General features: G+C 61.1%; 5 protein-coding genes. 3 read left to right on the plus strand and 2 right to left on the minus strand.

Annotation, left to right across the window (positions count from 1 at the left end; genetic code table 11):
* Window positions 1–1,180, minus strand: a 1,180-nt coding sequence (tssI, locus tag FEM54_RS17875) for a type VI secretion system tip protein TssI/VgrG (protein ID WP_138452219.1), incomplete at its 3' end; no start/stop codon positions are given.
* A gap of 186 nt (window positions 1,181–1,366) precedes the next feature.
* On the opposite strand from tssI, the gene FEM54_RS17880 reads away from it, so the two are divergent.
* Window positions 1,367–1,855, plus strand: coding sequence for a DUF2165 family protein (locus FEM54_RS17880; protein WP_099548069.1), 489 nt, complete (start codon window positions 1,367–1,369; stop codon window positions 1,853–1,855).
* Window positions 1,856–1,994: 139 nt separating this feature from the next.
* Here FEM54_RS17880 and putP read toward each other — a convergent pair whose 3' ends face one another.
* On the minus strand, window positions 1,995–3,479 hold the full coding sequence (gene putP, locus FEM54_RS17885) for a sodium/proline symporter PutP (protein ID WP_017138528.1): 1,485 nt from the start codon (window positions 3,477–3,479) through the stop codon (window positions 1,995–1,997).
* A 460-nt stretch (window positions 3,480–3,939) separates the two neighbouring features.
* On the opposite strand from putP, the gene putA reads away from it, so the two are divergent.
* Entirely contained in the window at window positions 3,940–7,893 is a 3,954-nt protein-coding gene (gene putA, locus FEM54_RS17890) for a trifunctional transcriptional regulator/proline dehydrogenase/L-glutamate gamma-semialdehyde dehydrogenase (RefSeq protein ID WP_138452220.1), read from the plus strand.
* 210 nt (window positions 7,894–8,103) lie between these two features.
* A partial coding sequence (locus FEM54_RS17895) for an acyl-CoA dehydrogenase N-terminal domain-containing protein (RefSeq protein WP_138452222.1) occupies window positions 8,104–8,244 on the plus strand: 141 nt, incomplete at its 3' end.

Raw genomic sequence — 8,244 nt, forward strand, 5'->3', positions numbered from 1 at the left:
GCACTTTGACGCGACCGTATTCGTCGCAATGGACCTCAGCGTCGGCAGGCCCGGTGACCACTGCGTTCTGGTAGCCCGATATTTGCGGGCGGGACATGATCAGCGGCGTTCGAAACGGCACATCCCAAGGTGTGACGACAAACTCATTGTGGTAGCCGGGGGAGACGCCATCGTCATAAGTGTCAGGCGCAGATTCCTCAAGGACCTGAGGCTGTTGCCCTGAATGGTACAACCGGGTAACCAACCACAAATTATTCCATTCCGGACGAGGGTGCCCGGTCATCTTCAGGAACTGCCCAGTGGACAAGGCCGGCTGGTCACCACTGCCGCTGGCTTGGCGAAAGTCACTGCGATGACGCTCAAGCACCCGTTGCGCCAAGTACTTGCCATGGGCTCGATCAGTGAAGTGCCCAGGGTAGTACTGCTCATTCAGCACAGGCTGTTGCCCGCTGGATGCCGCGCTTTCCAGGACCAGACCGGGCTTTTTGAAATCATAATCGCGCACGCTTACGCCGGTGGTGCGGGTCTCCAACCGCAGGATGAAGTGCTTGATCGCAGGGGCCCCGGCCACCATGGCGGAACCGGCCGAGTAGGGAGTGGCTTGGTCTGGCTGGGTGAACACGCTTTGGTCATCGCCAAACACCAACAGATGGCGTTCGGGGCTGTGCTGGAAGTGATAGTGAATGCCCGACTCCACGCACAAGCGCTGAATGAACGCCAGATCGGTTTCGCCGAACTGAACACAGTACTCACGCTCGGGGTATTGCCCACTCAGCTGAAACGCAAAGGCATCACCCTGGATACCCTGTGCCTCCAGTGCCAGCGCAATGATCTGCGGCACGGTTTTTTTCTGAAAGATCCGCTGGTGCGTGCTGTGTTCCAGGTAAGCCAACTGCGGCACCAGGGTGATCTGGTAACGGGTCAGGCGCTTGCCGGAATCGCCTTGCGCCACCCGGTACACCTGGCCATGAACGCCGTGTCCTTGCGCATCAAACCCCAGGAACGCCTGACGGTGCAGGAGGCTATCGAGGTCCAGGTCGGGTTGTTCGCTCACCAACTCAAGGTCAAAACGAAAAGGCAGGCTGATAAATTCATCACCCGAAAACCCTCGAACCTTGAGTTCACTGGGCTGCCCATCAAGGGTCAGGTTAAAGGCACTTTGATTGGCAAGAGCAAACATCCGGTGTCTCTCCGCAAGGGGTGGGCGAGCGATTCTGCACCAGCTTTTCACCCACCAGAGCACACCACAGACAAATCAGTAAGCTCCTACACCCTGGGTGCCGGATTCTTCATGTATCTGGCGTCGAAGGCACGCCAAGGCCGTGCTAGCGTAATAGCTCCTCCTCACCGGATCACTGGAAAAAGCATGGCCACCCGCTACGCAAAAATCATCCTGACCCTGGCCCTCGCCGCCTTCGCCACCCTGGTTGCGTTCAACAACATCACGGACTACGGCTCCAACTTCGCCTTCGTCCAACATGTGTTGAGCATGGACACCACCTTCCCGAACAACGCCGCCATGTATCGGGCAATCACGACGCCGTGGATGTGGCACGCGGCCTACGTGCTGATCATTCTCGGCGAGGCGCTCACCGCTGTACTGCTGGCGCGGGGCGCGCTATCGCTATGGCGCGCGCGGCATGCAGGCGGGAGCGAATTCAACCGCGCCAAGGCAGGTGCAACAGCCGGCCTGACCCTCGGCTTTGTGGTGTGGTTTTTTGGCTTTATGGTGGTCGGCGGTGAATGGTTTCTGATGTGGCAGTCCCATCAGTGGAACGGCCAGGAAGCGGCATTCAAGTTCTACATGGCGATCCTGGGCGTGCTGATTTTTCTCAATCAGCCGGATGCTGGCTGAACTGGCAGCGGGACGCGGAGCGTCCGGGGTGGCATTCCCACGCGGAGCATGGGAACGATCAAAACGATCAAAAAAAGGCCCGCTATCCTAAGGATGCGGGCCTTTTTTCTAACGCAATTGGCGCTTACCGCCCACCGAGTTACTTGTTGAGGTTGTAGTCTTTTTCCGCTGCATCAAAACGCTCGACCATACCCGCAGTCGGTGCGCCCATCTTGCTCACGAAATAGATCGCCAGGCTGGCGAAGATAAAGCCCGGGATGATTTCGTACAGGCCCAGCAGATTGAAGTGCTTCCACACGATCACGGTGATCGCGCCGACCAGAATACCGGCCAGTGCGCCGTTACGGGTCATGCCTTTCCAGATCACCGAGATCAGCACCACAGGGCCGAACGCAGCGCCGAAGCCTGCCCAGGCGTAGCTCACCAGGCCCAGTACGCGGTTGTCCGGGTTGGCGGCCATGGCGATGGCGATCAGGGCCACCAACAGCACCATCGCGCGACCCACCCACACCAGCTCAACCTGGGAGGCGTTTTTGCGCAGGAAGGTTTTGTAGAAGTCTTCGGTCAGCGCGCTGGAGCACACCAACAGTTGGCAGCTCAGGGTGCTCATCACCGCCGCCAGGATGGCCGACAGCAGCACGCCCGCGATCCATGGGTTGAACAGCAGCTTGGCCAGCTCGATAAACACACGCTCGTGGTTCTCGGTGACAGGACCGGCCACTTCCGGGTGCGCGGAGAAGTAAGCAATACCGAAGAAGCCCACCGCCACGGTGCCGGCGAGGCACAGGATCATCCAGGTCATGGAGATGCGACGCGCCTTGGCGATCGACTTCACCGAATCCGCCGCCATGAAACGCGCGAGGATATGCGGCTGGCCGAAGTAACCCAGGCCCCAGCCCATCAGCGAGATGATGCCGATGAAACTGGTGTTTTTGAGCATGTTGAAGTTGTCGGGGTTCTTGGCTTCGATCGCCAGGAACGTGGTGTCGACACCACCGGTGGCCAGCAGCACGATGATTGGCGTGAGGATCAGCGCGAAGATCATCAGCGTAGCTTGCACAGTGTCGGTCCAGCTGACCGCCAGGAAGCCACCCACGAAGGTGTAGGCGATGGTCGCCGCAGCACCGGCCCACAGCGCGGTCTCGTAGGACATGCCGAAGGTGCTTTCAAACAGACGGGCGCCCGCCACGATGCCGGACGCGCAGTAGATGGTGAAGAACACCAGGATCACTACCGCAGAGATGATCCGCAGCAGGCCGCTTTTATCTTCGAAACGGCTGGAGAAGTAATCCGGCAGCGTCAGGGCGTCGCCGTTGTGCTCGGTCTGCACCCGCAGGCGACCGGCCACGAACAGCCAGTTGAGGTAGGCACCGACGATCAGGCCGATGGCAATCCAGCTTTCCGACAGGCCGGACATGTAGATCGCGCCCGGCAAGCCCATCAGCAACCAGCCGCTCATGTCCGAGGCACCGGCCGACAAGGCCGTGACCACGCTACCGAGGCTGCGACCGCCGAGGATGTAATCAGAAAGGTTGTTGGTGGAGCGATAGGCCATGAAGCCGATCAGCACCATTGCTGCGATGTAGATCACGAATGTGATCAGGGTTGGATTGCTAACGCTCATAGGAGTGACGCCCTGGCTTTGTTTTTATGTAGCAGCGGTCTGGCAGACGGCCACCCATTGGTAACGGGTAGACGATACGGCGAGCCGCGCATTTATGACTGGCGTTTCCCCAGGAAAGCCGCCAGCCGATGAACCGACCCTTGCGAGTGGTTGCACCTTGGGCGCGAATGCTATTCAACAAAGTAAATAAGGTGCAACCAGTTTCTTGAGATTAAGTTGCACCTCGATATGTTTTCGCGAAAATACCGGGTTTTTGCTCCTTTTCGGAGCAAGAACAGCCGATTTTAGAAGTAAATGCACCAAGACGCAGCGTATTCCGTCGAGGGCCGGAATTTTTCCCGATCACGATCGAAAAATTCCTGAACAATTTGGGTTGCACCCGGTTGCACCTCTGCATGCGCAAAGCTAATCTTGCCGCCAGCAGATGCCACTCGGTAGTGGCACCCATGAGGATAAAAAGATGGCAACGACCACCCTTGGGGTCAAACTCGACGACCCGACCCGCGAACGCCTCAAGGCAGCCGCGACCTCCATTGATCGCACGCCGCACTGGCTGATCAAGCAGGCGATTTTCAATTACCTGGAGAAACTCGAGGGTGGTGCAACCCTGACCGAGCTCAATGGCTCGGGCAGCAAGGACGCTGAAGACGCCGGCGAAGTGCAACCTGACCACGCCCACCAGTGCTTCCTGGAGTTTGCCGAAAGCATTCTGCCGCAATCGGTATTGCGCGCCTCGATCACCGCCGCTTACCGCCGCCCGGAGCCGGAAGTGGTGCCGATGCTGATCGAGCAGGCGCGCCTGCCGCAGCCAATGGCCGAGGCCACCAACAAGCTGGCCGCCTCGATTGCCGAAAAACTGCGCAACCAAAAAAGCGCTGGCGGCCGTGCCGGTATTGTTCAGGGCTTGCTGCAAGAATTCTCCCTGTCGTCCCAGGAAGGCGTAGCGCTGATGTGCCTGGCCGAAGCGCTGCTGCGCATCCCGGACAAGGGCACCCGCGACGCGCTGATCCGCGACAAGATCAGCACCGGCAACTGGCAGCCGCACTTGGGCAACAGCCCATCGCTGTTCGTTAACGCGGCCACCTGGGGCTTGCTGCTGACCGGCAAACTGGTTGCCACCCATAACGAAGCGGGCTTGACCTCGTCCCTGAGCCGCATCATCGGCAAGAGCGGCGAGCCGATGATCCGCAAGGGCGTCGACATGGCCATGCGCCTGATGGGCGAGCAGTTCGTCACCGGCGAAACCATCGCCGAAGCCCTGGCCAATGCGAGCAAGTTCGAAGCCAAGGGTTTCCGCTATTCCTACGACATGCTCGGTGAAGCCGCGCTGACCGAACACGACGCCCAGAAGTACCTGGCCTCGTACGAACAAGCCATTCACTCCATCGGCAAAGCCTCCCACGGCCGTGGGATTTATGAAGGCCCGGGCATCTCCATCAAACTCTCGGCACTGCACCCGCGTTACAGCCGTGCGCAGTACGAGCGCGTGATGGACGAGCTGTACCCGCGCCTGCTGTCGCTGACCTTGCTGGCCAAGCAATACGACATCGGCCTGAACATCGACGCCGAAGAGGCCGACCGCCTGGAGCTGTCGCTCGACCTGCTGGAACGCCTGTGCTTCGAGCCGCAACTGACCGGCTGGAACGGCATCGGCTTCGTGATCCAGGCCTACCAGAAGCGTTGCCCGTATGTGATCGACTACGTGATCGACCTGGCACGCCGCAGCCGCCATCGCCTGATGATCCGCCTGGTAAAAGGCGCGTACTGGGACAGCGAAATCAAACGCGCCCAGGTCGAAGGCCTGGAAGGCTACCCGGTGTACACCCGCAAGGTGTACACCGACGTTTCCTACATTGCCTGCGCACGCAAACTGCTGTCGGTGCCGGAAGTCATCTACCCGCAGTTCGCCACGCACAACGCCCACACGCTGTCGGCCATTTACCATATCGCCGGTCAAAACTATTACCCCGGCCAGTACGAGTTCCAGTGCCTGCACGGCATGGGCGAACCGCTGTACGAGCAGGTTGTAGGCAAGGTTTCCGAGGGCAAGCTGAACCGTCCGTGCCGCGTGTACGCTCCGGTCGGCACCCACGAAACATTGCTGGCGTACCTGGTGCGTCGCCTGCTGGAAAACGGCGCCAACACCTCATTCGTCAACCGCATTGCCGACCATACCATTTCGATTCAGGAGCTGGTGGCCGACCCAGTGGCCAACATCGAGCAGATGGCCACGCTGGAAGGCGGCTTCGGCCTGCCGCACCCGCGTATCCCGCTGCCGCGTGACCTGTATGGCAGCGACCGCGCCAACTCGGCCGGTATCGACCTGGCCAACGAACATCGCTTGGCGTCGCTGTCTTGCGCACTGTTGGCCACCGCGCACAACAACTGGAAAGCCGCGCCGATGCTGGGCTGCGCTTCCAGTAATGAAGCCGCTGCAGCGGTGCTGAACCCGTCCGATCTGCGTGATGTGGTGGGCCATGTACAGGAAGCCACCGTCGAAGACGTCGACAATGCGATCCAGTGCGCCATCAACGCCGGCCCGATCTGGCAGGCCACGCCGCCCGCCGAACGTGCCGCGATCCTGGAGCGCGCCGCCGACTTGATGGAAGGCGAGATCCAGCCGCTGATGGGCCTGCTGGCCCGTGAAGCCGGCAAAACCTTCGCCAACGCCATCGCCGAAGTGCGCGAAGCCGTGGACTTCCTGCGTTACTACGCGGTGCAGGCGCGCAACGATTTCACCAACGATGCCCACCGCCCCCTCGGGCCAGTGGTCTGCATCAGCCCGTGGAACTTCCCGCTGGCAATCTTCAGCGGTCAAGTAGCCGCTGCACTGGCCGCCGGTAACCCGGTACTGGCCAAGCCGGCCGAACAAACCCCACTGGTGGCCGCACAGGCCGTGCGTATCCTGCTCGAAGCCGGTATCCCGGAAGGCGTGCTGCAACTGCTGCCGGGCCAGGGCGAAACCGTCGGTGCCCGTCTGGTCGGTGATGATCGCGTCAAAGGCGTGATGTTTACCGGTTCCACCGAAGTGGCGCGCCTGCTGCAACGCAATGTCGCCGGTCGCCTGGATGCCCAGGGCCGCCCGATCCCGCTGATCGCCGAAACCGGTGGCCAGAACGCGATGATCGTCGACTCTTCGGCGCTCACCGAACAAGTGGTGATCGACGTCGTTTCCTCGGCCTTCGACAGCGCTGGCCAGCGTTGCTCGGCCCTGCGCGTACTGTGCCTGCAGGAAGATTCGGCCGACCGCGTGATCGAAATGCTCAAGGGCGCCATGGCTGAATGCCGCCTGGGTAACCCGGAGCGCCTGTCGGTGGATATCGGCCCGGTGATCGACGCCGAAGCCAAGGCCGGCATCGAGAAACACATCCAGGCCATGCGCGACAAAGGCCGCAACGTGTACCAGGTGGCGATCGCCGACGGCGAAGAGATCAAGCGCGGCACCTTCGTGATGCCAACCCTGATCGAGCTGGAAAGCTTCGACGAGCTGCAACGCGAGATCTTCGGCCCGGTACTGCACGTGGTGCGCTACAAGCGCAAAGAGATCGACCAGTTGATCGGCCAGATCAATGCCTCCGGCTACGGCCTGACCCTGGGCGTGCACACGCGCATCGACGAGACCATCGCCAAGGTGATCGACAATGTGCATGCCGGTAACGTCTATGTGAACCGCAACATCGTCGGTGCCGTGGTCGGCGTGCAGCCGTTCGGCGGCGAAGGTTTGTCGGGTACTGGCCCGAAAGCTGGCGGTCCGCTGTACCTGTACCGCCTGCTGTCGACTCGCCCTACGGATGCCATCGAGCAATCCTTCGTGCGCGGCGACAAGCTGGCTGCACCGGACGTGCGCCTGCGCGACGCCATGAGCCAACCGCTGACCACCCTGAAAACCTGGGCCGACAGCAACAAGTTCAGCGACCTGAGCGCCCTGTGCAGCCAGTTTGCCGCACAGTCGCAAAGCGGCATCACCCGCCAACTGGCCGGCCCGACCGGCGAGCGCAACAGCTATGCCATCCTGCCCCGCGAGCACGTGTTGTGCCTGGCGGAAGTGGAAGGCGACCTGCTGACGCAACTGGCGGCGGTATTGGCGGTTGGTGGCTCGGCGGTATGGCCGGAAACTGACCTGACCAAAGCCTTGTTCCCACGCCTGCCGAGGGAAGTTCAGGCGAAGATCAAGCGTGTGGCTGACTGGACCAAGGATGAGGTGGTGTTCGACGCCGTTGTGCACCACGGTGATTCCGACCAACTGCGTGCGGTGTGCCAGCAAGTGGCGCAGCGCGGTGGCGCGATTGTCGGGGTGCACGGCTTGTCGCAAGGTGAGACGGCGATTGCGCTGGAGCGCCTGGTGATCGAGCGGGCGTTGAGCGTTAACACGGCTGCGGCGGGTGGTAACGCGAGCCTGATGACCATCGGTTAACTCATGTGGGAGCTGGCTTGCCTGCGATAGCGGTGGGCCAGTGACTTAGATGTCAGCTGGCACGGCCTCATCGCGGGCAAGCCAGCTCCCACATTGACCGCATCCAACCTTTCGCCCGCGTTCTGCCCCTCCATCACGCAAATCAATCTTGCTATCCAGCCTCTATTCGCGCACTTAGACTCAGGCCATTCCCTTCAAAGGTAAGCCGACATGTCCGAGACGCTGCTCAGTTCCCGCAATCTGGCTTTCGAGCTGTACGAAGTCCTCGATGCCGAGGGCCTGACCCAGCGCGAGCGGTTTGCCGAGCACAACCGTGAAACCTTCGACGCCGCCATCAGCACGGCGCGCAGC

Source organism: Pseudomonas edaphica (genome assembly GCF_005863185.1).
Lineage (GTDB): Bacteria > Pseudomonadota > Gammaproteobacteria > Pseudomonadales > Pseudomonadaceae > Aquipseudomonas > Aquipseudomonas edaphica.